Source organism: Devosia limi DSM 17137 (assembly GCF_900128975.1).
Taxonomy (GTDB): Bacteria; Pseudomonadota; Alphaproteobacteria; order Rhizobiales; family Devosiaceae; genus Devosia; species Devosia limi.
Genome location: NZ_FQVC01000003.1, coordinates 301,890 through 327,051 on the forward strand (window position 1 = coordinate 301,890; position 25,162 = coordinate 327,051).

Below are 25,162 nucleotides of genomic sequence, written 5' to 3' on the forward strand. Positions count from 1 at the left end.
TTGGTCAAAAGAAAGCGCCGGGGCCAATTACATGGCTCCCGGCGCTCTTGCCTCCAGTTTGCACTGGATCGATAGGCTTTCCGTTGGGGAAAGCCGCTATAGCTACTGCACGACCGTCACGGCCCGGCGGTTCTGGCTCCAGCACGAAATGTCGTTGCAGATCGCAACCGGACGCTCCTTGCCGAACGACTTGGAGCTGATGCGCTGGGCATTGACGCCGCGCGACACCAGGTAGTTCACCACGATGGAAGCACGGCGCGCGCCCAGGGCGATATTGTATTCGCGGGTACCGCGCTCGTCGGCATGGCCTTCGATCATGATGCGGTAATTGCCATACTGGTTGAGCCAGGCGGCCTGCTTGTCGAGGGTCGCCGAAGCTTCGGCGGTCAGCGAGGACGAATCGGTCTCGAAGAACACGCGGTCACCGACCGACACCAGGAATTCCTGCTGGCTCCCTGGAGCACCGCCACCGGGTCCGAGATTACCAACGCCGGTTGGCATGGTGTTGGGCGTGCGCGAACACGCCGCGATGGCGACGACGAAAAGCAGCATTGCGGCGGCGCGCAGCGCAGTACTGATGGGTGCGGTGATGGCCACTGGAGGCTCCTGAAAGGCAACAATCTTAATCACGGCATTTACCGCGCTTAATCTTAAGGCCGGGTTTTCTGATATGGTTAATTGTCGCCGATAGCGGCGCGAATGTGGCGGGAATCCGGGCTTTTCTGTGATGATGCAGAATAGCCACAAGGCGGGGCACGATCACGTTAAGGTTAAGTGCGACAACCGTTTAGCCGCCACGACCACTGCGCCAATCATCCCCACCCGAGCCTCGCCCTCGGGCTTGTCCCGAGGGCGCGTGGCAGTGGTCCAATGTGACGAAAACCCCAAGGGGTGCCCGCTTACATCCGCAAGGGCGACCAGGCTGGATCGGAGGCATAGCTTTCAGTCGGAATGGTCTGCAGGTTGCGACCCCAGATATCGACGGTCTGCAGCTTGGGGCCGTCATTGCCGCCCGGATCCTGGAAGAACATGATGACGCGGCCATTGGGCGCCCAGGTCGGGCCTTCCGCGTGATAGCTCGAATAGAGCAGGCGCTCGCCTGACCCATCGGGCTTCATGATGCCAATATTGAACTGGCCACCCGACATGCGGGTAAAGGCGATCAGGTCGCCCTTGGGGGACCAGACCGGGGTCGAATAGATGCCCTGGCCAAAGCTGATGCGCTGCGCCTGCCCACCACTGGCGCCCATCATGTAGAGCTGGGGCGAACCGCCACGATCGCTTTCGAACACGATCCGGCTGCCATCGGGCGAATAGGACGGACCGGTATCGATAGCCGCGCCCGAGGTCAGCTGGGTCGGCTGGCCGCCGCCGACGCCAATCGAATAAATATTGGTGGCGCCGTTCTGCTCCACCGAGAACGCCACGCGCTGCCCATCGGGCGAAAAGCGTGGCGCAAAGGTCATCGCCCCGAGCGAAGCCAGCCGCTGTTGCTGGCCGGTCGAGAGCTGCAACAGGTAAACCTGCGGATTGCCCTCCTCGAAATTCATATAGGTGACCATGTCATTGTTCGGCGAGAACCGCGGCGTCAGCGCCAGGGTCCGCCCGTCGGTCAGGTACTGCACATTGGCGCCATCCTGATCCATGATGGCGAGGCGCTTGACGCGATTGGCCTTGGGGCCGCTTTCAGCCACATAGACCACGCGGGTATCGAAATAACCGGACTCCCCGGCCAGCGATTCATAGATCGCGTCCGAGATGATGTGGGCGACGCGGCGCGAGCTGTTGGGATCGGTATTGTAGGACTTGCCGACGACCTGGGCGGCCTGCTGGGTATCCCAGACCCGCACCGACGAGGAAATTTGCCCGCCGCGCTCCACCGAGCCCATCACCAGCGCATCGACATTGGCGGTGCGCCAGGTGGCAAAGTCCGGGGTATTGTTGACGTCGCCCACCTGCACCGGCAGTGACGCCGGATCCAGCGGCAGGAACAGGCCCGAGCGGCGCAGATTGGCGCGCACGATATCGGCAATTTCCTTGCCGAAGGTTGGATCCGACGAGGCGAAATTGGGAATGGCGATCGGCAGCGGCTGGAAATTGGCGCCCTCCACCAGAATCTGCAGCTGTGCCATGGCCGTGTTGCTGGCCGCCAGGGCAGCGCCGCCGGCAAGTCCGAGTTTGATGGCGTTGCGCCGGGTTAGCAAAGTCATCTTTGTCTCCATCTCGTCATCCCAGCCTGAGCCAGGGGCCTGTTCATCCAATGCTGCGACCCAGGCCTAATCAAGGCCTGAGGGTAATGTCGATCTGCTTCCACTCGTCATAGGCTTCGGCCTTGAGGCTGAACGGCGCGGCCTGCATCACGGCGCGCTGCGCAGCGCGCGCCATTGCTGCACCAACGGACGAGGCGTCCTGCTCCAGCACCTGCGGCGTCCCCACCAGCGTGCCATCCCGATTGAGATTGATCCGCAGCTTGACGCTCAACCCGCTATCGCTTTCGCTTGGCAACAGGTTCCAGAATTGCCTGATCTTGCCGGAAAGCCCATCGAGTTCGGACTGGCTGAGCCGCGCAGAGGTCCCGGTTGGCTTGCCCAGTGTCGGCGAGCCCCCCTGGCCCGTCGTCGCCCCGGTGGACTGATCGGTGTTGATTATGGCGGAAATATCATCGGCCAGCTTGGCATCGAGCTGGGTTGATGCCTGTTCCCGCCGCGCTTTCTCCGCCGCTTCAGCCGCCGCGAGCTTCTTTGCCTCTTCCTCGCGCTTGCGGCGCTCGGCTTCCGCGGCAGCAAACTGGGCACGCTTCTGCTCGAGATTGGCCGGGCGCGATGCCGGCTGCGGTGCAGGCGGCTGTGGCGCCGGCGTCGGCTCGGGCGTCGGTGCCGGACTTGGCACTGGCGTCGGTGTCGGCTCGGGAGCGGGCGTGGGCTCCGGTGTCGGTTCGGGCTCAGGCGCCGGGGTCGGTTCCGGCGTTGGCTCGGGCACCGGCTCGGGCACTGGTGCCGGGGCTGGCGTGGGCTCGGGCGTCGGCTCCGGTACGGGTTCGGGCTCCGGCTCTGGCGCTGGTTCGGGACGCGTGGCCGGGGTGGGTGCCGTATTGGTCACCGGGACCGGGGTCGGGCGCTCTGCCGGCTTGGGCTGGGCCTGGTCCTGTTCGGTATTGCCGGTCGGCTGCGCCAGCTCGGGCGGAACCTCTGACTCAACGGCAGACGGGGTCTGCGTCTCGACCACTTCGCTGTCGAGCGTGCCAACGCGGATATTGGAGAAATCTTCGATCGGCACCAGGTCCACCGCAATCGATTCGGACGCTGGCTCCAAAGGCTGCGTCATCCCCAGATTGATCAAACCTACGGTCAACACAACGATGTGAGCGAGTGCCGATACGGCGAGGCCGGTGCGCATCTGCGGGTTACCCCGGTTCCCGCTCGGTGATCAGACCGATCTTGGTAAAACCTGCGCCGGACAGGATGCCCATGACGCGCATCACCGAACCATAATTGGCACTGGTGTCGCCGCGCAGGAAAATCCGCTCTTCGGTACCATTGACCGCCAACGCGCTGACCGTGCTGATCAGGTCGGCCTCGGCAACGACATCCTCGCCGACATAGATCACACCCTCTGGCGTCACGGCCACGGTGATCGGCTGGGTCTGGCTGTTGAGCTCCTGGGCCTGCGTCTTGGGCAGGTCGATCGGCACCCCCACCGTCATCATCGGTGCGGCGACCATGAACACGATCAGCAGCACCAGCATGACGTCGACCAGCGGCGTCACGTTGATTTCACTCATCACTCCGGCGCGGCCGCGACGACGGCGACGGCCACCGCCACCCCCGCGTCCACCCCCTGATCCACCCATGCCCATGCTACTTGCTCCGGGCTTCGAGCTGGCGGCTGAGAATAGTCGAGAATTCGTCGGCAAAGCCTTCCAGACGCCCGATCATCTTGCCGGCATCGCTGGAGAGCTTGTTGTAGGCGATAACCGCCGGGATAGCCGCGACCAGGCCGATAGCCGTCGCAAACAGCGCCTCGGCAATCGGGCCAGCAACCACGGCCAGGTTGGTGCTCGACGATGCAGCGATGGCGGTAAAGGCATTCATGATGCCCCAGACGGTGCCGAACAGCCCGATGAACGGGCCGGCCGAACCGACGGTGGCGAGGAACCCCAGATTCTTTTCCAGCTGCTCGCTTTCGCGCGCAATGGCCACGTCCAGCACCTTGTCCAGCCGCTGCTGCATGCCCACGAAGGAGGATGCGTTCTGCTCGTGGCTACGCTTCCATTCCTTCATCGCCGCCACGAAAACCGACCCCAGCCCGCCGCTCGTCTTCTCGGACTGCTGCTGGTAGAGTTCTTCAAGCGACTGGCCCGACCAGAACACGCGTTCGAAGCGGTTCATCTCGGCCTGTGCCCGGCGATAGTGCATTGTCTTGTCGATGATGATGGCCCAGCACCAGATGGAAGCGCCCAAAAGCCCCAGCATCACCGACTTGACGATCCAGTCGGCTGCCCAGAACAGCCCCCAGATTGAAAAATCCATGTGCGGAGCGGCAGCTCCCACAGCATCCATGGCTTCCATGAAGTGATCCTTTCGGCCCGGCCCACATGCCCGACCCCCGTGGGCTCAGCCGATGGGGTCGAAATTTGTCAAATTTAAGAGAAATGCCCGGATATCCGGCCTTTGGTGGCGAGAGAGCCGGGCCCGTGTCCCTTTGCCGCAATTATGGTCAAGGATTGGTTAACAAAGGTTCACGTCCCCGGCCTCTAGCCCAGAAGTGAAGGAACCGCTGTTCAACTCTCCGCGTTCCCGGCCGTCGCAAACCCATTTGCGGCTTCACCGCAACAGCGCTTGCTGCCCCATCGCATTCGCTCTTGCGGGTCATCAAGAGGAGGATTGTCATGACCATCCGCATCGCTTCGCTCGCGGCGCTGAGCCTGGCCGGCCTGATGCTGGCTTCGGCTCCCGCCTATGCTGAAATCATCGATATGAGCGCCATGCTCAATGGCGCATCGGAAGTGCCCGCCACCGATTCCGCCGCTACCGGCGAACTCAAGGCGACCTATGATACCGACACCATGGAGCTCAAATGGACCATCACCTATGACGGCCTGACCGGCGAGCCCACCGCGGCCCATTTTCACGGCCCCGCAGATGCCACCGCCAATGCCAGCCCCACCGTGCCGATAGAAGGTGCCCTTGCCAGCCCCATCGAGGGCACGGCCACGCTGACCGAGGAACAGGCCGGCCAGCTGCAGGAAGGCATGTGGTATTTCAACATTCACACCGCCGCCCATCCCGACGGCGAAATCCGCGGCCAGGTCACCGCCGCCGCCATGTAGCTGGCGACGCCCGGGATGGCCCAGCGCCATCCCCCCCGATGTCATCCCGGCGAAGGCCGGGATCCATTCTGAAAGCCCTCAACCACAACCAGCGCCCGACGCGCCCACAGCATGGATTCCGGCCTCCGCCGGAATGACGCCGTTTTCAGTATCCCCTAGTGAAAACCTCAGCCCTTCGTCACCAGCGCCCGCACCACCGCTGGCAAGCGCGCCGCGCTGCCATCCGCACGGATCGCCACCACCACCACCTTGGCCCGCGTCAGCACCTTGTCATCTCGAATAATTGTCTGCGCCAGCGTCAACCGCGCCCCGCTCATCGCCTCGACCACAGTCTCGACGCTCAGCAGGTCATCGATATGGGCCGCCCCTTCAAAATCGATAACCATCGAGCGCACCGCAAAGGCGATACCCTCCCCCGCCAGCTCGGAATGATGGATCCCCGCTTCCCGTAGAAACTCCGTCCGTCCCCGTTCGAAGAATTTGAGATAGGCAGCGTGATAGACATTCCCCGAAAAATCGGTGTCCTCATAATAGATGCGGACGGGAAAACGATGCGTCACGGTCTCGGCTCTCCTAGTTCGATCAATACCAGCTCGGGCCGCGTGCCAATCCGCAGCGGCAACCCGGAATAGCCCAGGCCGGCGCTGACGATCAGCTGCTTGCGGCCCGCGCTGAAATGGCCATGCACATAGCGGCTGCCATGCCGGGACGGCACGACCGGGGTGCGCCCGAACAGGCTGATCTGCCCGGCATGCGTATGGCCCGATAGTGTCAGCGCCACCCGCTCGGGCGTATCGGGAAACAGATCCGGCTCATGCGCCATCAGGATGATTGGCTCATCGCTCGTAACCTGCGCCAGCGTGCCCTCGAGGTCATCGGCACCCAACCCCCGGACATAGTTGCGCCTGCCCTTGGGCATGAAGGCATACTGGTCGCCCAGCCCCGCCAGCCAGAAGCCGCGCTCACCCATCCCGATGCGAACCGCCCGGTTGATATAGACGTCGATCCCCGCCGCAGCGAGCGCAGTCTCGGCCGCTGTCGGCCGCTGCGCCACGCGCTGGTCGCGATGCCGCTCATAGTCGTGATTGCCCAGCACCGCATGCACCCCAAGCGGCGCCGCCAGCTGCGCCAGCGCCCCGGCCCAAATTTTGGGCGGCAGCGGCTGGCTGAACCGCGGCCCCGGCGCATAATCGCCCAGCAGCAGGATCAGGTCCGGCGCCAGCCCATTGGCCTCCGCGCAGATGCCAGCCAGGCGGCGTTCGTCCATGAACGGCCTACAGGCATGAATATCGCTGAGTGCAACGATGCGCAGGGCCAGGTCTGCGGGCCATCCGGACAGGCGCGGAGCGTAGCGGGCAATATGGGTCATGCGGCCCGGCGCTCCCATCCGGTCATGCCCGGCGTTCCGCCCGGGTCATGTTCATCTCGGCGTAGAGGACGCTCACGCTCACGCCAGAACCCGTTCATATTGGCGTCGCCGGCCGTTCATCATGAACGATATGGACGGGTCCAGTCGGCATTTTGCGCAGCAGGGCCGGCAGCCAGCGTGGCAATAGATTGATTGCCTCCAGCGCTGTCCCCGCCAGCGGCACCCAGTGATTCCTAAGCTCGTGCCCCTCATCCCAGCGCACCAGCCAGGGCGATTGACCATTGGGCCGTGCCGTCTCCGGCAGGGTCGCCCAATAGAACAGCCCGATCTCGTGAAAGTCCTCGCCACCCCGGGAATAAAAACTTTCCGACGTCGCCAGCAGATCGCCAACGGCCCCCGGCATACCCAGCTCTTCACCTATCTCCCGCTCCAGCGACAGAGCGCTCGCTTCTCCCAGTTCCACCCGCCCGCCGGGCAGCATCACATGGTCGTCATCATCCTCGCGCGAGACCAGCACATGTCCATCGACCACGATGACCGCCGCCACCCGATAGTTGAACCGCTGCTTGCCGAACGGGAAGCTCAGCATCTGTCGGTCGCTCATTCGCCCTCTGGCTCCTCGAACAGGCTGGTCTGCATGCCGACAAAGCCCTGCGGCACACTGCGCCCCATATGCTGGAATGCCGTGCCCGTCAGCATCCGCCCGCGCGGCGTGCGCTGGATAAACCCTTGCTGGATCAAATAGGGCTCGACGATTTCCTCGATCGCATCGCGCGGTTCGCTCAGCGCCGCCGCAATGGTTTCGATACCCACCGGCCCGCCATTATAGAAGTCGGCAATGGTGGTCAGATAGCGGCGGTCGAGCTGATCGAGCCCGCGCGCATCCACGTCGAGCCGCAGCAGCGCCTTGTCGGCAATCGAGCGGGTGATCTCTGCCGCCCCGTCCACCAGCGCAAAATCGGTCACCCGGCGCAACAGCCGCCCGGCAATACGTGGCGTGCCGCGCGAGCGCCGCGCAATTTCCATCGCCCCATCCGGCGCCATCGGCATGCCCAGCAGCCGCGCCCCGCGCTGAACGATCAGCACCAGTTCTTCGGGCGTATAGAAATTCAGCCGCACCGGAATGCCGAAGCGATCGCGCAGCGGCGTCGTCAACAGACCCGCCCGCGTCGTCGCCCCCACCAGGGTGAACTTGGCCAGGTCGATCCGCACCGACCGCGCTGCCGGCCCCTCGCCAATGATCAGGTCGAGCTGGAAATCCTCCATCGCCGGATAGAGGATTTCCTCGATTGCCGGATTGAGCCGATGAATCTCATCGATAAACAAGACATCGCGGTCTTCCAGATTGGTCAGCAGCGCCGCCAGATCCCCCGCCTTGGCGATCACCGGGCCCGATGTCGCCCGGAAACCCACACCCAATTCGCGCGAAATGATCTGCGCCAGCGTGGTCTTGCCCAGGCCCGGCGGCCCCACGAACAAGACGTGGTCCAGCGCCGCCCCGCGCCGCTTGGCCGCCTCGATAAACACTTCGAGATTGGCCCGCGCCGCGGCCTGCCCGACGAAATCGGCGAACCCTGACGGCCGCAGCGACACATCCAGTGGATCGTCGCGTCCGGCGGCGGGGGAGGTAATGCTGCTCAATTACTCAACTCCCGCAGGCCCAGCCGGATCAGTTTTTCGGTCGCAACCTCCTCGCCCTCGCGCGCCACGATCCGCGCCAGAGCCGCCGAGGCCTGGGCGCTGGAATAGCCCAGATTGGTCAGCGCCGAGACCGCATCGGCCACATTGCCCGCCGCATTACCTTCGCCCAGCGCCGTCTGCAGCCCCAGCGTACCCGCATCGATCCCGCCACCCGCCGGCACCTTGCCCTTGAGTTCGGTGACCACCCGGATCGCCAGCTTGGGCCCGACCCCATTGGCCCGGCCGATCATCGCCTTGTCCTGCAGCGCAATGGCGCTGGAGATCTCCGACGGCGACAACACCGACAGGATGGCCAGCGCCACCCGTGCCCCAACGCCCTGCACTGTCATCAACAGGTTGAACCAGGCTTTCTCCGCCTCGCTCGAAAACCCATAGAGCCGGATCATGTCCTCGCGCACGATGGTCTCGATAAACACCACGCCCGCCTCGCCGACCCGCGGCAGGGCCGCAAGCGTCCGGCTCGAACAGAACGCCTCGTAGCAGACGCCACCGCAATCGATCAGCACATGGTCGTCACCAAAACTGTCGACCAGTCCCTTGAGCTTGCCGATCATGCCATGGCCCTCAGCCGTTGCGCCGCGACGCGGTGGTGGGCGTGGCAAATGGCGATCGCCAGCGCATCGGCCGCATCCGCCCCCTTGAAATCTGCCGCCGGCAGCAAGGTCTTGACCATCAATCCAACCTGCCCTTTTTCCGCATGGCCGGCGCCAACCACCGATTTCTTGACCAGGTTGGCCGCGTATTCAGCCACCGGCACGCCACGCGCTGCCGGCGTCATCAGCGCCACGCCCCGCGCCTGCCCCAGCAGCAGCGCCGAACGGGCCCCGGCATTGACGAACGTTTCTTCGACTGCAGCCTCATCGGGCGAAAACCGCTCAAGCAACAGCGTCAGCTCGGCAAACAGAAATGCCAGGCGGTCCGCCAGCGCGCCAGCCACCGGCGGTGTCACCGTGCCACAGCCAATAAAGCGCAGCCGATTGCCCTCGGTTTCGATAACGCCCCAGCCGCAGCGCCGCAGTCCAGGATCGATCCCGATGATTCGCACAACATTGTTCATGACTTCACCTTTATTCGCGCCCGGCAAACCTACCAAGCTCAAAGTGAACAAAGAGGCAACAAGCGAGATGGAAAACCGGTGGATTACTGCGATTAGATAAATTTGAAATCAGTTCGCAAACACCATCTTTAACCTACCGCTCCTAGTGTCCGGCCGGGAATGCAAGGATTGGGGCGTATGACGGACATCCGCAGGAAATTGCCAAAGCAAACTTGGCGTCGCATCTGGCGATTCACAGGTCTGTTGACGGCTGCTTCGACCGTGCTCTCCATTGTTTTGACCAACCTGTTCATGGAGGCCTTCTCGCAGGGCCTCAATACTGCCGGCGTGGCGATTTCCCTGCTGATGCCGCTCGCGCTCGGCGCGCCGATGATGTTCTACCTGACCCTGCGGCACGAGCAGTTGCGCCACGCCAACCGGCAGCTCGAACTGCTCGCGACCATTGATGGTCTCACCGACTGTTTCAATCGTCGCGCCTTTACCAACCTGGTCTCGCGTCATCTCGAACGCCGGGTCGCGCCCGGCACGGAGGGTGGCGCCTTACTGATTGTCGATGCCGACGAGTTCAAGTCCGTCAATGACCGCTTCGGCCACCTGCATGGCGACGAGGCGCTGCGTCTGATCGCCAATGCCATCCGCATGAGCGTGCGCATCAACGACGTGGTTGGCCGCATGGGTGGCGAGGAATTCGGCATTTATCTGGTTGGCGCCGATCTCAGCCGGGCCGATGAAGTGGCCGAACGCATTCGCCGCACTGTTTCCCAATTGCAATTCGCCCCCGATGCCACCCCCTGTCCGCTATCGGTCAGCATCGGCGGCGCCGCCTTCAGCCGCCGCCAGGGCTTTTCCGAACTGTATCGCCTTGCCGATCAACGTCTTTACGAAGCCAAGAATACCGGTCGCGACCGGGTTGCCTTGATGCAGGCTGCCTGAGCGCACCGCGACGCCCTCGATTTATGAATATTGCCAATGCGCGGGCCCGGCTCCTCTCGAGTTGGCGCCATCATTTCATTTTTCTCAGCGAGTTCGCCCATGCCCCCCCAGACTGTGACGGCCCTGCAGAGTTGGTCGAGCGTCGGCAAATGGACACTTCTGGGGACAATTGCCTCTGTCGCGATCAGCGCCATCGTCAATGCGTTGATCTTCAGCGATCTGGGTTCGGAGGCGCTGCGGCGCAGCATCCTCAGTGCGCTGATCCTGCCCGTCCTCATCGGCATGCCGCTGTTTCTGTATCTGAGCCTGCGCCTGCGCGGCCTGGCCATCAGCAATATCAAGCTGGGCCTTGTCGCCCGCACCGACAGCCTCACCGCCTGCCTCAATCGCGGCGCCTTCGCCGCCAAGGTCGACACCATCCTCGCCCGCCCCAATACCGAGCCCAGCGGCGCGCTGCTGATGATCGACGCCGACAATTTCAAGGCAATCAACGACCTGTTCGGTCACGATGCAGGCGATGAAGCCCTGACCATTATCGCCCGCACCATTCGCGCCACGCTGCGCCCCGGCGATCTGGTGGGGCGCATGGGCGGCGAGGAGTTCGGGGTCTATCTGCCGCGGGTTGATGTCGCCGAGGCCCACGCCGCTGCCGAGCGCATTCGGGCCTCGATCTATCAGGCCGACTTCGCGCCAAATGGCGGGCGCCATACCCTTTCGGTCAGCATTGGCGGCACCGTCTTTGCTCGTCGCGCCAGCTTTTCTGAACTGTTCCGCATCGCCGACCAGCGCCTCTATGGCGCCAAGCAGGCCGGCCGTAATCGCGTCACCATCGTCGATGCCCTCGACCATCCCGACATCAACCATTCCGACATCGCGCTGGCACAGGCGTACAAAAAAGGCGGCGCTCACCGCGCCGCCTTCGATTATCTGGACCGCACTGGCGCTTAGGCGTCGAGCTTGGCCATGTCCTCGTCGCTCATCTCGTAGTTGGAATAGACGTTCTGCACGTCATCGTCTTCTTCGAGCGTGGCGATCAGCTTCATCAGCGTTGCGCCCTTTTCGGCATCGATTGGGGTGCGGGTCTGCGGCTCCCAGATGGCCTTGACCGATTCAGCTTCGCCCAGCACCTTTTCCAGTGCCGCGGCCACTTCCACCATCGCCTCGAAGGAGGTGTAGATATAGTGCTGCTCTTCGTCGCTCTCGACGTCGTCGGCGCCCGCTTCGATCGCCGCTTCCATGATCTGGTCGGCCGTGCCGGCCTTGAGCGGATAGGTGATCTCGCCAATCTTGTCGAACATGAAGCCGACCGAATTGGTTTCCCCCATGGCGCCGCCATTCTTGGAGAAATACGAGCGCACATTGGAGGCGGTACGATTGCGATTGTCCGTCAGCGTCTCGACGATCAGCGCCACGCCACCGGGGCCATAGCCTTCATAGCGGATTTCGTCATAGTTTTCGCCGTCACTGCCTATGGCCTTCTTGATGGCCCGCTCGATATTGTCGCGCGGCATCGACAGCGCGCGGGCATTGGCCACCGCCAGGCGCAGCCGCGAGTTGAAGGCTGGGTCCGGCATGCCGAGCTTGGCAGCGACGGTGATTTCACGCGCCAACTTCGAGAAAACCTTTGAACGCACCGCGTCGCTCTTGCCTTTGCGGTGCATGATATTCTTGGCGTGTGAGTGGCCTGCCATTCCGTGTCCCCGGAGCTTCTGACTGAGAATTTGCCCGCTTATAGGGGGAGCATGGCAAAAAATAAAGTCGGCAGGTTGCTGCCAGGGTCAGGGGCGCTCGCGAACGGTCAGCCCGGATCGTGCCGGTTCCAGATGGTCGCGTCGATCTTGCCGGCCAGTTCGGGATAATCGTCAGCCGAGAACAGCGGCTGAATATTGGCCTTGCGCTGAGCGACATAGTCCTTGGTCAGCTTCACCACCGTGCCCGAGAGCAGCATGATCGCGATCAGGTTCACTGTCGCCATCAGCCCCATCGAGGCATCGGCGGCATTGAACACCGTGACCACGCTTTCATAGGCGCCCCACACCACCATCGCCAGAACGCCCAGCCGCAGCGCGGTCAATCCGGCCTTATTGCCCATCTTGAGGAAGGTCATCGCATTTTCGGCATAGGAGTAATTGCCGATGATCGAGGTGAAGGCGAAAAACAGGATCGCTACCGCGATAAAATACTGCCCGGCCCCCCCGATATGCACCGTCATCGCCGCCTGCGTCAGCGGTGTCCCGGTCAATTCGTTGCTGGTGACCATCACGCCCGACAGCAGGATCATCAGCGCCGTCGCCGTGCAGATCAGCAGCGTATCGATGAACACGCCGAGCGCCTGCACGAAGCCCTGCGAGGATGGATGATGCGGATCGGGTGTCGCCACCGCCGCGATATTGGGGGCCGATCCCATGCCCGCTTCGTTGGAGAACAGGCCCCGCTTCACCCCGTTCAGCATCGCCGCCGCCAACCCGCCCGCTGCCGCATCGATACCGAAGGCATTGCGCACGATCATCGCCAGCAGGGCCGGCACTTCGGTGATGTGGATCGCCACCACGTAGAGCGCCACCAGCAGATAGGCGACGGCCATGAACGGCACGAGGACTTCCGCCACCCGCGCGATCTGCCGGATCCCGCCAAAAATGACCACCGCGGTCAGCGCCGCGAGCGCCACCCCGACCCAGATCTTCTCGACCCCGAACGCCCCGTTCATGGCATCGGCAATCGAATTGGCCTGCACCGCATTGAACACCAGCCCGAAGGCCAGGATCAGGCAGACCGAAAATACCGCCCCGGCCCAGGGTGCATTGAGGCCTCGCGCGATATAGAAGGCCGGCCCACCCCGATATTCGCCGTTCGCATTGCGGGTCTTGTAGAGTTGGGCCAGCGTTGATTCCGCATAGGCCGTCGCCATGCCGACCAGCGCCACCATCCACATCCAGAAGATCGCGCCCGGCCCGCCCAGATACAGCGCCACCGCCACCCCGGCCAGATTGCCGGTCCCGACCCGCGAGGCCAGGCTCGTGCACAGCGCCTGGAACGGGGTGATCCCCGCCTTGTCGCCGGCCCTGGAGCCGATCACGGCCCGAAACATTTCCCCGAAATGCAGGAACTGGACGAAGCCCAGCCGCACCGTGAAAAACAGGCCCACGGCCAAAAGGCCATAGATGAGCACATAGCCCCAGAAGATCTCGTTGAGGAAGTTGATGATCGGATCCAGCACGGCCATTTCCCTTCATGCGATGAAGACAAACGTCACGGCGCGCAACACAGCGCCTCAGGGCATGCGGGTCCTCGCAGTCAATGGGTGGGGCCCAAGCTGTCCAGAATGCAATGGGAGCCGATAACCTCCATCACCGCAAGCGAAATCTGCGCCGGCAACCGGGCAGGCCGGTGGCGACTAGAACTCGGGCAGCGCCTGCGCCAGCGATCCACCGATGCGCAGCGGCAATACCTTGCTCGTCAGTCCGGTGCGTGGATCGGTCTGGATCGCCACGCCGCACAGCGTCGCCTCGCCTTCGGCCGGAGTGAACCGCCCATTGGGAATGCCGGTCAGGAAGCGGTTCAGCGGCTCGTCCATCTCGGTGCCGATGATCGAGTCAAAGTCCCCGCACATCCCGGCATCGGCCATCAGTGCTGTACCACCGCGCAGCACCCGGTGATCGGCGGTCGGAATATGGGTGTGCGTTCCAACGACAAGGCTGACCTTGCCGTCGAGAAACTGCCCCATGGCCTGGATTTCCGACGTGGCCTCGGTATGGAAATCCACCACGATGGCATCGGCCTGCTCGCCCAGTGGACACGCCGCCACGGCCGCCTCGACTGCCCGGAACGGGTCATCGATCGGCGGCATGAAGACCCGGCCCTGTGCATTGATCACCAGCACGCGATGACCATTGCGGCCCTCCACGAACATGGCGCCGCGCCCCGGCGTGCCCGGCGGCATGTTGATCGGCCGGATCAGCGTGTTCTCGCGCTCGATATAGGAAATCGTCTCGCGCTGGTCGAACGCATGGTCGCCCAGCGTCACGATATCGGCCCCGGCATTGCGGATGGCGTTGAAATGCGCCTCGGTCAGCCCCTTGCCATGGCTGGCATTCTCGCCATTGACCACGACGAAGTCGAAGCCGAACCGCTCGATAATGCCCGGCAGGCGCTCATTGACCGCATCGCGGCCAGAACGCCCCATCACGTCGCCCAGAAAAAGCAGCTTCATGCGCTGGCGCCAAAATGGCGCACACCGGCCTCGGTGACGATGATATCGAGTGGAATGTCGTGTTCCTCACGCGGAATAGTGTCGATTTCCTGGGCGGCAAAGGCCAACCCGATGAGCAGGGGCTTCTTGGCGAGCCCGGCCAGCGTGCGGTCATAATAGCCACCGCCATAACCCAGCCGCGTCCCCATGGCGTCAAAGCCCAATAGCGGCATCAGCACCACGTCCGGCACGGCCTGCGGCGCCAGTTCGGACGGCGCCAGCGTGCCGAACCCGGCGGGATAGAGCGCGGCGCCCTGCTCCCACACCCGCAGTTCCAGCGGCTCTTCGGGCCCCATCACCACCGGCAGCACCACGGGCTGCAGGCTGTCCATCAACCGCACCAGAATCGGCTGGCAATCCAGCTCGTCGCGGATGCGCCAATAGGCGGCCACGATCTGTCCCGGCTGCAGCGTCAGGGCGTTGAAGAAGTGTTCGGCCGCTGCCAGCGCGGCGTCGGCCCGGTCGGACGGCGTCAGGGCTGCGCGCGCCGCGTGAGCCTTGATCCGCAGCGCTGCTTTGGCTTGTTCGATAGTGTCGTCAACCATGCAGCGCTGCTTACCCGTCTTCCAAAATCAGGTGCCACCCTGGCCGTGTGATACACGATCCCGGGAACCTACTTTACGTAGGTGGGCGCCGTATGTCTGAGCCCAGGAGCTCAGTCAGGGACAGCTCCCTTAGGATCGTTAAGGCCCCGGGGATATAGGTATCCATCACGCACCGGGCAGCCCCACAGATATAGTGTGTTCCCCCCTCCGGTGCAAAGCGCCATTTGCGTTCAAACCCGCATTTGTGACGATCCCTGTTGCCGCAGCCGCTTGCCCCGCCGCAATACCCCCTCTAGCCTTCCGTCAATGACCAAGCTGGCCCGATCCATCAGCCGTTTCGGACGCTCCTGCGGCAGGCTTCTGCTCTGCCTGCTCCTCTGCCTGCCCGTCACGCCCCCGGCCTTCGCCGTCTCCGATGAGCCCGATGATGACGCCGCCTGCTTCACCCTCGGGCTGGCCCCGGTCTGCATCAGCGAAACCAGCTATACCGCCGATGTCTGCAGCGCCATTTCCACCTTTGCCGACCACTGGCAATTGCCCGAGGCCTTCTTTGCCCGGCTGATCTGGCAGGAAAGCCGCTTCGATCCGCAGGCCATCAGCCCCGCCGGGGCCCAGGGCATCGCCCAGTTCATGGCCGGCACGGCCCGATTGCGAGCCCTGGCCGATCCATTCGATCCCGCTGAAGCGCTGGCCCGCTCCGCCGAATATCTGCGTTTTCTCGAAGGCAAATACGGCAATCTCGGCCTTGCCGCCGCGGCTTACAATTCCGGCGAGGGCCGCATCTCGCGCTTCGTCAATGCCGGAGGCGGCGTGCCCTTCGAAACCCGCGACTTCGTCCGGATCATCACCGGCCGCTCCATCGACTACTGGATCGATGCGGCGCCCGAGCCCGTCGACTACGCCCTTCACCCCGAACAGGGCTTTCACGACGCCTGCATCCAGATGGCCGCCGCTGTCCCCATGCCCGATCTCGGCGGCACCTTTGGCAGCTGGCAGCCCTGGGGGGTGCTGATCGCCCAGAACTTCTCCCGCGATATTGCCCGCCAATCGTTCCAGCGCACCCAGACTCGTTTTGGCGCCATTCTCGGCCCCGAAGAACTGATGCTGATTTCGGTCCGCAATCCCAATTTCGGCACCCGCACGCGCTTTTCCGCCATGGTCGGCCGACAGACCCGCCAGGAGGCCGAAGCCCTCTGCGCCCGCCTGCGCGCCGCCGGTGGTCAGTGTATCGTCCAACGCAACCGCAGCTGAGCCCACTACCCAGCATTTGACAGTGTCGCCCTACGCGCGCCTCGCCTACCGGATCATCCTCAACGGACCGAACGCAGATGCCAGCGCGAATGACACCGCGCGGGTTACAAACCCCATCACTACCGGAATTCCAGCCTAGCCCTGCGGCAGCGTCGCCGTATCGTCGATCGCATTGGCGACCGCTTCCAGCTTGCGGGCAGCTTCACCCAGCTTGCTCGCAAACTGGTGCTCGAGCGTTTCCGCCTCTGCCGCGATTTCCTGGCCGGCGCGGGTCAGCACCGTCACTTCGGTCTGCAATTCGGCGATCTTGCGCTCGGCCTCGACCAGCTCGTCCAGCACCGCAATCCCGGCCATCACCGTCAGCCGGTTATCGCCGATCTCGCCGACCGAGCCTTTGAGCCCCTCGACCTGTTCGTTGAAGCGCGCCGCCAGTCCGATCAGATGCTTCTGCTGGCCCTCTTCGCAGGCCATGCGATATTTGCGGCCATTGATCTCGACATTGACTTCGGGCACGCGGATTACTCCTGAGCTGGGTTGAGATTCAGGTTAGACCGAGCCGAAAATGGCGGGCTTCGAGAACCGGAGCGCAGCGTATTGCGGGTACGTGAGCACCGGAAGCGCAGAAGACGGGTACTTGCAGGCCGGTATGACCTGAATATCAGCCCAGCTCATTTCGCCAGCACTTCGCGGACCGTCTCCATGGCCTCGACCAGGCGGCGCGACACGTCGTGAGCGCTGTCATCGAGGCGCTTGGCGCGCGCTGCGGTCTTGTCCAGTTCCGTCGCCAGACGGGCCCGTTCGGTCACCAGGCGCTGGGTATCGACTTCGATGCGGTTAAGCGAACGCATGCGGCTGTTCAGACTTCTGACACTGGTCTCCAGCCTGGCCATGGCCCGGTCGAACCGTGCATTGGCTGCTTCGATCCCGTCTTCCAGCCCTGTGTCACTCATCGCAATCAAGCCTCAATGCGCCGCGATTCCGGCTCCAATACTAAGCCCCACGACACGCCCCAATGCAACCGCCAATGGGGTGCTCATCCCACCTATTGCTATAGTCTGGACCGCCTTGCCGCCCCGCGGCATCATTGACAGGCAAGCCGAACCTGTTATGCCTCGAACCCGCCTTTGGGAGGAGCCCGAGCGGCTTTTCTCCCCTGTTCCGACGCCAGCAAAAGAGCGAACGCCCGATGACGAACACAGCCCACCAGAACGATTTGGCCAACGCGATCCGGTCCCTCTCTATGGATGCGGTCGAGAAGGCCAATTCCGGCCATCCGGGTCTGCCCATGGGCTGCGCTGATATCGCCACCGTCCTGTTCACCAAGGTGATGAAGTTCGATCCCGCCGACAGCAAATGGGCTGATCGCGACCGCTTCGTCCTCTCGGCCGGTCACGGCTCCATGCTGCTCTATTCCTCGCTCTACCTCCTCGGCTACGAGGACATGACGATCGATCAGATCAAGAATTTCCGTCAGCTCAATTCCAAGACCGCTGGCCACCCCGAATACCATTTCGCCCAGGGCATCGAGACCACCACCGGCCCGCTCGGCCAGGGTGTGGGCAATGCCGTCGGCATGGCCGTGGCCGAAGCCAAGCTGGCCGCCGAGTTCGGCGCCGATCTGGTCGATCACCACACCTGGTGCCTCGCCGGCGACGGCTGCCTGATGGAAGGCATCTCCCAGGAAGCAATTTCCCTGGCTGGTCACCTCAAGCTCAACAAGCTGACCATCATCTGGGACAATAACAACATCACCATCGACGGCGCGGTATCCAACTCGGACTCCACCGACCAGATCGCCCGCTTCAAGGCATCGGGCTGGAACACCATCGAAGTCGACGGTCACGACCAGGATGCGGTCGAAAAGGCGCTGCTCGCTGCCAAGGCATCGGATCTGCCAACGCTGGTTGCCGCCAAGACCACGATCGGTTTCGGCGCCCCCAAGAAGGCTGGTTCGGAAAAGGTGCACGGCTCGCCCCTCGGCGCCGAGGAACTGGCTGGCGCCAAGGCAGCACTCGGCATCACCTATCCCGCTTTCGAAATCCCGTCCGAGACGCTGTCGGCCTGGCGCGCTGCCGGCACCCGCAGCCAGAACGTGCGTGGCGAGTGGCAGTCCCGTCTGGCGGCTTCCGCCAAGAAGGACGAATTCGAGCGCCGCATGAATGGCACGCTCCCAGCTGGCTTTCTCGAAGCCATGGACACCTACAAGAAGAAGCTGTCCGAAGATAAGCCCAAGGTTGCTTCGCGCAAGGCCAGCCAGATGGCCCTCGAAGTCATCAACAAGGCCGTCCCCGAGACCCTGGGCGGCTCGGCCGATCTCACCGGCTCCAACCTGACCAATACGCCCGAGACCCTGCCCTTCACCGCCGAGGACCGCACGGGCCGCTACATGCGCTATGGCATCCGCGAGCATGGCATGGCCGCCGCGATGAACGGCATTGCACTGCATGGCGGCCTGATCCCCTATGGCGGCACCTTCATGGTCTTTACCGACTATGCCCGCCCGGCCATCCGCCTCTCCGCTCTGATGGGCCAGCGCGTCATCTATGTGATGACCCACGATTCCATCGGCCTGGGCGAAGACGGCCCGACCCACCAGCCGGTCGAGCATCTCTCGGCCCTGCGCGCCATTCCCAACCTTCTGGTCTTCCGCCCGGCAGACGCGGTCGAAACCGCCGAATGCTGGCAGCTGGCCATGGAGAGCGAAACCGCTCCGGCGATCCTGGCACTCTCGCGCCAGAACCTGCCGACCGTGCGCACCGAATACACCATGGAAAACAAGTCGGCCCGCGGCGCCTATACCCTGGTCGGCGATCTCGATGCGGAAGCCGTGATCTTCGCCACTGGCTCGGAAGTCGCCATCGCCATCGAAGGCATGAAGGCCCTGGCCGAAAAGGGCATCTCGGCCCGTGTCGTCTCGGTGCCGTCCATGGAACTCTTCGCCAAGCAGCCCGACGCCTACCGCGCCGAAGTGCTCGGCAAGGCCAAGGCCCGCGTTGCCATCGAAGCCGGCATCTCCATGAGCTGGGATAAGCTCCTGGGCGACAAGGGCCGCTTTGTCGGCATGAACTCGTTCGGCGCTTCCGGCCCCATCGACGACCTCTATGCGTTCTTTGGTCTTACGCCAAAAGCCATTGTTGAAGCCGTCACCGCACAGTTGTAAGAGACCCAAACTCTCCCCTGACTTCAATTTCTAGGAGCTCCCATGGCAGTTCGCGTCGCCATCAATGGTTTTGGCCGCATCGGCCGCAATGTCCTGCGCGCCATCATCGAAAGCGGCCGCACCGACATTGAAGTCGTGGCCATCAATGATCTCGGCCCGGTCGAGACCAATGCCCACCTGTTCCGCTTCGACAGCGTTCACGGCCGCTTCAAGGGCACCGTGACCGTTGATGGCGACACCATCGATGTGGGCCGCGGCCCGATCAAGGTGACCGCCGTTCGCGATCCGGCCGATCTGCCGCATGCCGAACTTGGCGTCGACATCGCGCTGGAATGCACCGGCATCTTCACGTCGCGCGACAAGGCCGCTGCCCACCTCAAGGCCGGCGCCAAGAAGGTGCTGATCTCGGCTCCCGGCGATGGCGCCGACCTCACGGTCGTCTACGGCATCAACCACGACAAGCTGACCAAGGAGCACATCGTTGTCTCCAACGCGTCGTGCACCACCAATTGCCTGGCCCCGCTCGCCTATGTGCTGAACGAGACCGTCGGCATCGAAAAGGGAATGATGACAACCATCCATTCCTATACCGGTGACCAGCCGACCCTCGACACCATGCACAAGGATCTCTATCGCGGCCGTGCGGCTGCGCTTAGCCAGATCCCGACTTCGACCGGCGCTGCCAAGGCCATCGGCCTGGTCCTGCCCGAGCTCAAGGGCAAGCTGGATGGCGTCTCGGTGCGCGTCCCGACCCCCAACGTGTCGCTGGTCGACTTCAAGTTCATCGCCAAGCGCAACACCACCGCTGACGAGATCAACGAAGCCGTGCGCAAATATGCCGATGGCTCGCTCAAGGGCATCCTCGGCTACACCATCCACCCCAATGTCTCGATCGACTTCAATGGCGACAGCCATTCCTCGACCGTCGCACTGGACCAGACCAAGGTGATGGATGGCAATTTCGTCGCCGTGCTCTCCTGGTACGACAATGAATGGGGCTTCTCCAACCGCATGGCCGACACCGCTGTCGCCCTCGGCAAGACCCTCTAGGCTTTCGACTCCACCATTTTTCAAGGGCGCCCCAACAATGGGGCGCCCTTTGTCATGCTGACAGGATCTGGCAGCATGAGCCCCTAAGCACCAGCGCAGGAGGGCCCTATGGACAAGATCAATTTCAGCCGTGCGCTCACGCATTATCAGGCCAGCAGGACGATCGAGCTGATCGACGTGCCCGCAATGACCTTCGTCATGGTGGACGGCCACGGCAATCCCAACACCGCGCCCGCCTATAGAACCGCCATCGAATGGCTCTACTCCACCAGCTATGCACTGAAATTCGCCTGCAAGGCGTCGCTCGGCAAGGACTATGTCGTGCCGCCGCTGGAGGGGTTGTGGTGGGCCGATGATCCCCATGACTTCGTCGCCCGCCGCAAGGAGAATTGGCGCTGGGCCATGATGATCATGGCGCCCGATTTCGTCACGCCAGCCATGTTTGACGCCGCCACCGCTAAGTCAGCCAGGAAATTGGGCGAGCCGCCCCCGACCTTTCGACTGGAGCGCTATGCCGAGGGCCTGAGCCTGCAGGTGTTGCATACTGGCTCCTATGATGACGAAGGGCCCGTGCTGGCACATCTGCACGATGTCGAGATGCCGACGCGACGCCTGGTCCGCAATGGCCATCATCATGAAATCTATCTGAGCGACGCCAGGCGCACCGCGCCAGAAAAGCTCAAGACCATCCTCCGCCAACCCGTCCGTCCCGCCTGACCCGCTGCTTGCCAAACACATCTGCACCAGCAATTGTCGCCGGGAAAAAGCAACGGCGACACCGAGCATGAGCCTTGATCGTTCAATCCGCTGGCGTGGTCTCGATCCCACTACGCTCGAGCATTGCCACGTCATCTCCACCGAGCGCGACACCCGCATTCGCGGCACGATCATCACGCCCGATTACGGCCTGTTCTACCGCATCAAGCTCGACGACACTGAGCGCGTCCGCACGGTAAAACTCGAACGCACCGACGGCGCCGTGCTGGAGCTGTTTTCCGATGGCGCCGGCAATTGGTCCGATGATCGCGCCGAGCCGCTTTCAGCGCTCAAGGGCTGCCTGGATATCGACATCTGGCCGACACCCCTGACCAATTCCCTGCCCCTCTGGCGCTGCCAATGGACGCCCCAGCAACCCCAGCGCTTCGCCATGGCCTGGATCGACGGCGATGCGATGACCGTCAAGCGCAGCGAGCAGATCTACACCCAGCTCGACGCCACCCACTTCCGCTTCCAGTCCGCCGATTTCGAGCGCGTGCTGGAGGTCGATGCCGACCACCTGGTCGTCGACTATCCCGGCCTGTTCACCCGCACACTCTAGCGCCGGAACGTCCATGCGCCGGCCTGCGTCTCCCCCACCGGGTCATTCCCGCGCCGGCGGGAATCCATTCTTTTCCCGCCGCTGAGCCTGCTAGGAAATATCCTGCCGGCACACGAAACCCACGCTGGTGACTTCCCCCATTCGCGCTGCTCTGCTACGCCAAGCCCTTAAAGCGCCGGGGTCGAATGGCGCAAAGTACAAAGGGCGATACCATGACGTCGGCATTCAAAACCCTCGACAGCCTCGATCTCAACGGCAAGCGCGTGCTGCTGCGGGCCGATCTCAATGTTCCTGTTGCCGATGGCAAAGTGACCGATGCCACCCGCATCGAACGGCTGGTGCCCACCATCCGCGAGATCGTCAAGCATGACGGCAAGGTGATCCTGCTCTCCCATTTCGGCCGCCCCAAGGGCAAGGTCGATCCCGAATTCTCGCTCGAGATCGTCTGCGCTTCCGTCGCCGACCTGACCGGCCATCCCGTGGGCTTCATTCCCACCGACTGGACCGATATGACCGCCGCCATAGCCGCTATCGAAGCCGCCCCCGCCGGCAGCGTCTTCGTGCTGGAAAACACCCGCTTCCACCCCGGCGAAGAAGCCAATGACGTCGAACTGGCCAAGCGCATGGCCAGCCTGGGCGACATCTATGTCAACGACGCCTTCTCGGCTGCCCACCGCGCCCATGCCTCTACCGAAGCGCTGGCGCACCTGCTGCCCGCCGCCGCCGGTCTCGCCATGGCAGCCGAGCTGGACGCGCTCGAGGCCGGCCTCGGCAAGCCCAGAAAGCCCGTAATCGCCATTGTCGGCGGCGCCAAGGTTTCCTCCAAGATCGACCTCCTGGAAAACCTCGTCGCCAAGGTCGATGCCCTCGTCATCGGCGGCGGCATGGCCAATACCTTCCTGCATGCCCAGGGCCATGGCGTCGGCAAGTCCCTCGCTGAAAAGGATTTGGCCGAGACCGCGCTGCGCATCATGGACAAGGCCATCGATAGCGGCTGCGCCATCATCCTGCCCATCGACGCTGTCGTCGCCTGGCACTTCAAGGCCGATACCCCCACGCGCCTCTATGGCGTCGACGCCATCGATCCCGACGGCATGGTCCTCGATATCGGCCCGATCTCGATCGACCGCATCAACGCCGCCATCGATGATGCCAATACCGTCATCTGGAACGGCCCGATGGGCGCTTTCGAGATGAACCCCTTCGATGCCGGCACGGTCGCGATCGCCAAGCACGTGGCCAAGCGCACCCATGACGGCAAGCTGATCTCGGTGGCCGGCGGCGGCGACACCGTCGCAGCCCTGGCCCATGCCGGGGTCAAGGACGACTTCACCTATGTCTCGACCGCGGGCGGCGCCTTCCTCGAATGGATGGAAGGCAAGCCCCTGCCCGGCGTCGAAGCGCTGAAGGCCTGATGCCGCAGCACCTGATCGCTCCGCCCATCCGGACGGAGCGATTGCTGCTGCGGGCCTATCGCCGCGACGACTTCCACCATCTGGTCGAAATCTATCAGACCGAGCGCTCCCGCTATATCGGTGGGCCGCTCGCCGAAATGCAGGTCTGGCAGGGTTTCATGAACACGATCGGCCATTGGCCGATCATGGGTTTTGGCGCCTGGGCGATCGAACTCGCCGCGACCGGCGCATGCATTGGCGAAGTCGCCATTACCCGGCCGCCCGAATTCCCCGAAACCGAACTCGGCTGGGTATTGTTTGGCGCTCACGAAGGCCATGGCTACGCGCTCGAGGCGGCCACGGCCGCCCTGAGCTTTGCCCGCGCGCTCGCCCTGCCCAGCCTGGTTTCCTATGTCGATCCCGACAATCATCGCTCCGCGCGCCTCGCCCAACGCCTTGGCGCGGTCCACGATCCCGCCGCTGCCACGCCCAATGGCGATCCCTGCCTGGTGTTTCGCTACGCTGCGGCCTGAACCGGCCGCGCCATCGCCGGACAATCCCCGCCTTTCGTCGTATAACCGGACGTCTAATCGTCCCCGCGAAAACGAAAGTCTAATATCGCGGTAGTTCCCAACTACCGAGGTCAAGCTGTGACGAAGTCGCTGAACGCTATCGCCCAGAAACTCATGGAGCCCGGCAAGGGCATTCTAGCGGCAGACGAATCCGAGGGCACCATCGGCAAGCGCTTTGCCAAGATCAACCTGCCCAACACGCTCGAACTGCGTCGCGACTATCGCGAAATGCTGTTCCGCTCGACCCCAGCCATGACCCAGTACATTTCCGGCGTCATCCTGACCGAAGAGACCCTGGAACAATCCGCTGCCGACGGCACCCCGTTCCGCGCCATGATGGCCGATGCCGACGTCATCCCCGGCATCAAGGTCGACCGCGGCGCCTTCCCGATGCCGGGCGACAATGGCGAAAAGATCACCGAGGGCCTCGATGGCCTGCGCCAGCGCCTGGCGCGTTATGCCGAACTTGGCGCCGGCTTCGCCAAGTGGCGCGCCGTCATCACCATCAATGACGTTGCCCCCACCCGCAACAATATCCGCGCCAATGCCCATGCCCTGGCCCGTTATGCCATTCTCTGCCAGGAAGCCGGCATTGTCCCCGTGGTCGAGCCCGAAGTGGTTGGCGATGGCGATCCCGGCAATCACTCGCTGGAGCGTTGCGCCGCCGTCACCGGCGATGTGCTGGAAAACACCTTCAAGGAACTGCGCCTCGCCGGCGTCGATCTCGGCGGCATGCTGCTGAAGCCGAACATGGTGCTGCCCGGCGTCAATTCCCGCGATCGCCCGAGCGTGGAAGAAGTCGCCCGCCGCACCGTGGCGGTCCTGCGCGAACATGTGCCGGCCGCCGTTCCCGGCATTGCCTTCCTTTCCGGTGGTCAGACCGATGAGGAGGCCACGGCCCACCTTTCGGCCATGAACCAGATCGCCGGCAAGCCCTGGCTGATGACCTTCTCCTATGGCCGTGCCCTGCAGAACGTCGCCTTGCGCACCTGGGCTGGCCGTCGCGAAAACTTCCCGCAGGCCCAGGCGGCCTTCGCCCACCGCGCCCACATGAACTCCCTTGCCGCCCTCGGCCAGTGGAGCGGCGACCTGGACAAGGCTGCCTGATCGCCAGCGCATTCGCTCCGAGCCTGTTGGGCGCGTCCTCTGCCGGGGGCGCGCCCTTTCCCTGTCCTGCGGCACCTCGCCAAGGCTTGTTCGCCCCCTCCACCCCAGTCCATTGCATCTGCAGGCA

The 25,162-nt window shown here is 63.5% G+C and carries 28 protein-coding genes and 1 other RNA gene; 11 read left to right on the forward strand and 18 right to left on the reverse strand.

Going from position 1 to position 25,162, the window contains the following annotated elements; translation table 11 throughout:
* Positions 1 to 102: 102 nt before the first annotated feature.
* From pal to tolQ, 5 genes are all read right to left on the reverse strand, one after another.
* The gene (gene pal / locus BUA69_RS06955) at positions 103 to 552 is read right to left on the reverse strand and encodes a peptidoglycan-associated lipoprotein Pal (RefSeq protein ID WP_082093697.1); all 450 of its coding nucleotides are present in this window, start codon (positions 550 to 552) and stop codon (positions 103 to 105) included.
* A gap of 347 nt (positions 553 to 899) precedes the next feature.
* The gene (gene tolB / locus BUA69_RS06960) at positions 900 to 2,210 is read right to left on the reverse strand and encodes a Tol-Pal system beta propeller repeat protein TolB (protein ID WP_244468681.1); all 1,311 of its coding nucleotides are present in this window, start codon (positions 2,208 to 2,210) and stop codon (positions 900 to 902) included.
* Between the two features lie 70 nt (positions 2,211 to 2,280).
* Entirely contained in the window at positions 2,281 to 3,396 is a 1,116-nt protein-coding gene (locus BUA69_RS06965; RefSeq protein ID WP_046133708.1) for a hypothetical protein, read from the reverse strand.
* A gap of 7 nt (positions 3,397 to 3,403) precedes the next feature.
* Positions 3,404 to 3,856, reverse strand: a complete 453-nt coding sequence (gene tolR, locus BUA69_RS06970; protein ID WP_072866495.1) for a protein TolR — start codon at positions 3,854 to 3,856, stop codon at positions 3,404 to 3,406.
* A 1-nt stretch (position 3,857) separates the two neighbouring features.
* Positions 3,858 to 4,559, reverse strand: a complete 702-nt coding sequence (tolQ, locus tag BUA69_RS06975) for a protein TolQ (RefSeq protein WP_046133857.1) — start codon at positions 4,557 to 4,559, stop codon at positions 3,858 to 3,860.
* 329 nt (positions 4,560 to 4,888) lie between these two features.
* Here tolQ and BUA69_RS06980 point away from each other — a divergent pair, with 329 nt between their 5' ends.
* Entirely contained in the window at positions 4,889 to 5,329 is a 441-nt protein-coding gene (locus tag BUA69_RS06980; protein ID WP_178371392.1) for a CHRD domain-containing protein, read from the forward strand.
* Positions 5,330 to 5,496: 167 nt separating this feature from the next.
* Here BUA69_RS06980 and ybgC read toward each other — a convergent pair whose 3' ends face one another.
* The 6 genes from ybgC to ruvC all read right to left on the reverse strand — a co-directional run bounded on the left by ybgC (position 5,497) and on the right by ruvC (position 9,456).
* Complete coding sequence (gene ybgC, locus BUA69_RS06985) at positions 5,497 to 5,889, reverse strand: tol-pal system-associated acyl-CoA thioesterase (protein ID WP_046133707.1); 393 nt, start codon at positions 5,887 to 5,889, stop codon at positions 5,497 to 5,499.
* Positions 5,886 to 6,698 carry a metallophosphoesterase gene (locus BUA69_RS06990; protein ID WP_160300087.1) on the reverse strand — a complete coding sequence of 271 codons (813 nt, stop codon included), beginning with the start codon at positions 6,696 to 6,698 and terminating at the stop codon, positions 5,886 to 5,888. Before BUA69_RS06990 ends, ybgC begins: the two co-directional genes overlap by 4 nt.
* Before the next feature lie 94 nt (positions 6,699 to 6,792).
* Positions 6,793 to 7,302, reverse strand: a complete 510-nt coding sequence (locus BUA69_RS06995; RefSeq protein ID WP_052950343.1) for an NUDIX hydrolase — start codon at positions 7,300 to 7,302, stop codon at positions 6,793 to 6,795.
* Positions 7,299 to 8,339, reverse strand: a complete 1,041-nt coding sequence (ruvB, locus tag BUA69_RS07000) for a Holliday junction branch migration DNA helicase RuvB (protein WP_046133705.1) — start codon at positions 8,337 to 8,339, stop codon at positions 7,299 to 7,301. Before ruvB ends, BUA69_RS06995 begins: the two co-directional genes overlap by 4 nt.
* Positions 8,336 to 8,953, reverse strand: a complete 618-nt coding sequence (gene ruvA, locus BUA69_RS07005) for a Holliday junction branch migration protein RuvA (RefSeq protein ID WP_046133704.1) — start codon at positions 8,951 to 8,953, stop codon at positions 8,336 to 8,338. Before ruvA ends, ruvB begins: the two co-directional genes overlap by 4 nt.
* Positions 8,950 to 9,456 (reverse strand): crossover junction endodeoxyribonuclease RuvC, encoded by a 507-nt coding sequence (gene ruvC / locus BUA69_RS07010; protein ID WP_046133703.1) that lies wholly within the window; start codon positions 9,454 to 9,456, stop codon positions 8,950 to 8,952. The genes ruvA and ruvC overlap by 4 nt, the downstream gene beginning before the upstream one ends.
* A 243-nt stretch (positions 9,457 to 9,699) precedes the next feature.
* On the opposite strand from ruvC, the gene BUA69_RS07015 reads away from it, so the two are divergent.
* Positions 9,700 to 10,389 carry a GGDEF domain-containing protein gene (locus tag BUA69_RS07015; protein WP_160300086.1) on the forward strand — a complete coding sequence of 230 codons (690 nt, stop codon included), beginning with the start codon at positions 9,700 to 9,702 and terminating at the stop codon, positions 10,387 to 10,389.
* Positions 10,390 to 10,488: 99 nt separating this feature from the next.
* On the forward strand, positions 10,489 to 11,337 hold the full coding sequence (locus tag BUA69_RS07020) for a GGDEF domain-containing protein (RefSeq protein WP_072866497.1): 849 nt from the start codon (positions 10,489 to 10,491) through the stop codon (positions 11,335 to 11,337).
* Here the strand turns inward: BUA69_RS07020 and BUA69_RS07025 are convergent.
* From BUA69_RS07025 to ssrS, 5 genes are all read right to left on the reverse strand, one after another.
* Positions 11,334 to 12,080, reverse strand: coding sequence for a YebC/PmpR family DNA-binding transcriptional regulator (locus BUA69_RS07025; protein ID WP_046133702.1), 747 nt, complete (start codon positions 12,078 to 12,080; stop codon positions 11,334 to 11,336). The genes BUA69_RS07020 and BUA69_RS07025 overlap by 4 nt on opposite strands.
* Positions 12,081 to 12,187: 107 nt before the next feature.
* Positions 12,188 to 13,603: an alanine/glycine:cation symporter family protein gene (locus BUA69_RS07030; RefSeq protein ID WP_046133852.1), complete on the reverse strand. Its 1,416-nt coding sequence runs from the start codon at positions 13,601 to 13,603 to the stop codon at positions 12,188 to 12,190.
* Positions 13,604 to 13,783: 180 nt separating this feature from the next.
* On the reverse strand, positions 13,784 to 14,599 hold the full coding sequence (locus BUA69_RS07035) for a TIGR00282 family metallophosphoesterase (protein ID WP_046133701.1): 816 nt from the start codon (positions 14,597 to 14,599) through the stop codon (positions 13,784 to 13,786).
* On the reverse strand, positions 14,596 to 15,183 hold the full coding sequence (locus BUA69_RS07040; RefSeq protein ID WP_046133700.1) for a 5-formyltetrahydrofolate cyclo-ligase: 588 nt from the start codon (positions 15,181 to 15,183) through the stop codon (positions 14,596 to 14,598). The genes BUA69_RS07035 and BUA69_RS07040 overlap by 4 nt, the downstream gene beginning before the upstream one ends.
* Positions 15,184 to 15,210: 27 nt before the next feature.
* Positions 15,211 to 15,369: non-coding RNA, 6S RNA (gene ssrS / locus BUA69_RS07045), on the reverse strand.
* A gap of 120 nt (positions 15,370 to 15,489) precedes the next feature.
* Here ssrS and BUA69_RS07050 point away from each other — a divergent pair.
* Positions 15,490 to 16,434, forward strand: a complete 945-nt coding sequence (locus BUA69_RS07050) for a lytic transglycosylase domain-containing protein (protein WP_052950342.1) — start codon at positions 15,490 to 15,492, stop codon at positions 16,432 to 16,434.
* A 135-nt stretch (positions 16,435 to 16,569) separates the two neighbouring features.
* Here BUA69_RS07050 and BUA69_RS07055 read toward each other — a convergent pair whose 3' ends face one another.
* Both BUA69_RS07055 and BUA69_RS07060 read right to left on the reverse strand, forming a co-directional pair.
* Positions 16,570 to 16,947, reverse strand: a complete 378-nt coding sequence (locus BUA69_RS07055) for a cell division protein ZapA (RefSeq protein WP_046133699.1) — start codon at positions 16,945 to 16,947, stop codon at positions 16,570 to 16,572.
* 155 nt (positions 16,948 to 17,102) lie between these two features.
* The gene (locus BUA69_RS07060; protein ID WP_046133698.1) at positions 17,103 to 17,384 is read right to left on the reverse strand and encodes a DUF4164 family protein; all 282 of its coding nucleotides are present in this window, start codon (positions 17,382 to 17,384) and stop codon (positions 17,103 to 17,105) included.
* A gap of 236 nt (positions 17,385 to 17,620) precedes the next feature.
* On the opposite strand from BUA69_RS07060, the gene tkt reads away from it, so the two are divergent.
* The 7 genes from tkt (at position 17,621) to BUA69_RS07095 (ending at position 25,035) form a co-directional block, all read left to right on the forward strand.
* On the forward strand, positions 17,621 to 19,594 hold the full coding sequence (tkt, locus tag BUA69_RS07065) for a transketolase (RefSeq protein WP_052950341.1): 1,974 nt from the start codon (positions 17,621 to 17,623) through the stop codon (positions 19,592 to 19,594).
* Positions 19,595 to 19,636: 42 nt separating this feature from the next.
* Positions 19,637 to 20,644 (forward strand): type I glyceraldehyde-3-phosphate dehydrogenase, encoded by a 1,008-nt coding sequence (gene gap, locus BUA69_RS07070; RefSeq protein WP_046133697.1) that lies wholly within the window; start codon positions 19,637 to 19,639, stop codon positions 20,642 to 20,644.
* A 108-nt stretch (positions 20,645 to 20,752) separates the two neighbouring features.
* Positions 20,753 to 21,361, forward strand: a complete 609-nt coding sequence (locus BUA69_RS07075) for a GyrI-like domain-containing protein (RefSeq protein ID WP_046133696.1) — start codon at positions 20,753 to 20,755, stop codon at positions 21,359 to 21,361.
* A 67-nt stretch (positions 21,362 to 21,428) separates the two neighbouring features.
* Entirely contained in the window at positions 21,429 to 21,962 is a 534-nt protein-coding gene (locus tag BUA69_RS07080) for a putative glycolipid-binding domain-containing protein (protein ID WP_052950340.1), read from the forward strand.
* Between the two features lie 212 nt (positions 21,963 to 22,174).
* Entirely contained in the window at positions 22,175 to 23,377 is a 1,203-nt protein-coding gene (locus tag BUA69_RS07085; protein ID WP_046133695.1) for a phosphoglycerate kinase, read from the forward strand.
* Complete coding sequence (locus BUA69_RS07090) at positions 23,377 to 23,889, forward strand: GNAT family N-acetyltransferase (RefSeq protein WP_046133694.1); 513 nt, start codon at positions 23,377 to 23,379, stop codon at positions 23,887 to 23,889. The genes BUA69_RS07085 and BUA69_RS07090 overlap by 1 nt, the downstream gene beginning before the upstream one ends.
* A 117-nt stretch (positions 23,890 to 24,006) precedes the next feature.
* Complete coding sequence (locus tag BUA69_RS07095; RefSeq protein ID WP_046133693.1) at positions 24,007 to 25,035, forward strand: class I fructose-bisphosphate aldolase; 1,029 nt, start codon at positions 24,007 to 24,009, stop codon at positions 25,033 to 25,035.
* Positions 25,036 to 25,162 lie beyond the last annotated feature (127 nt).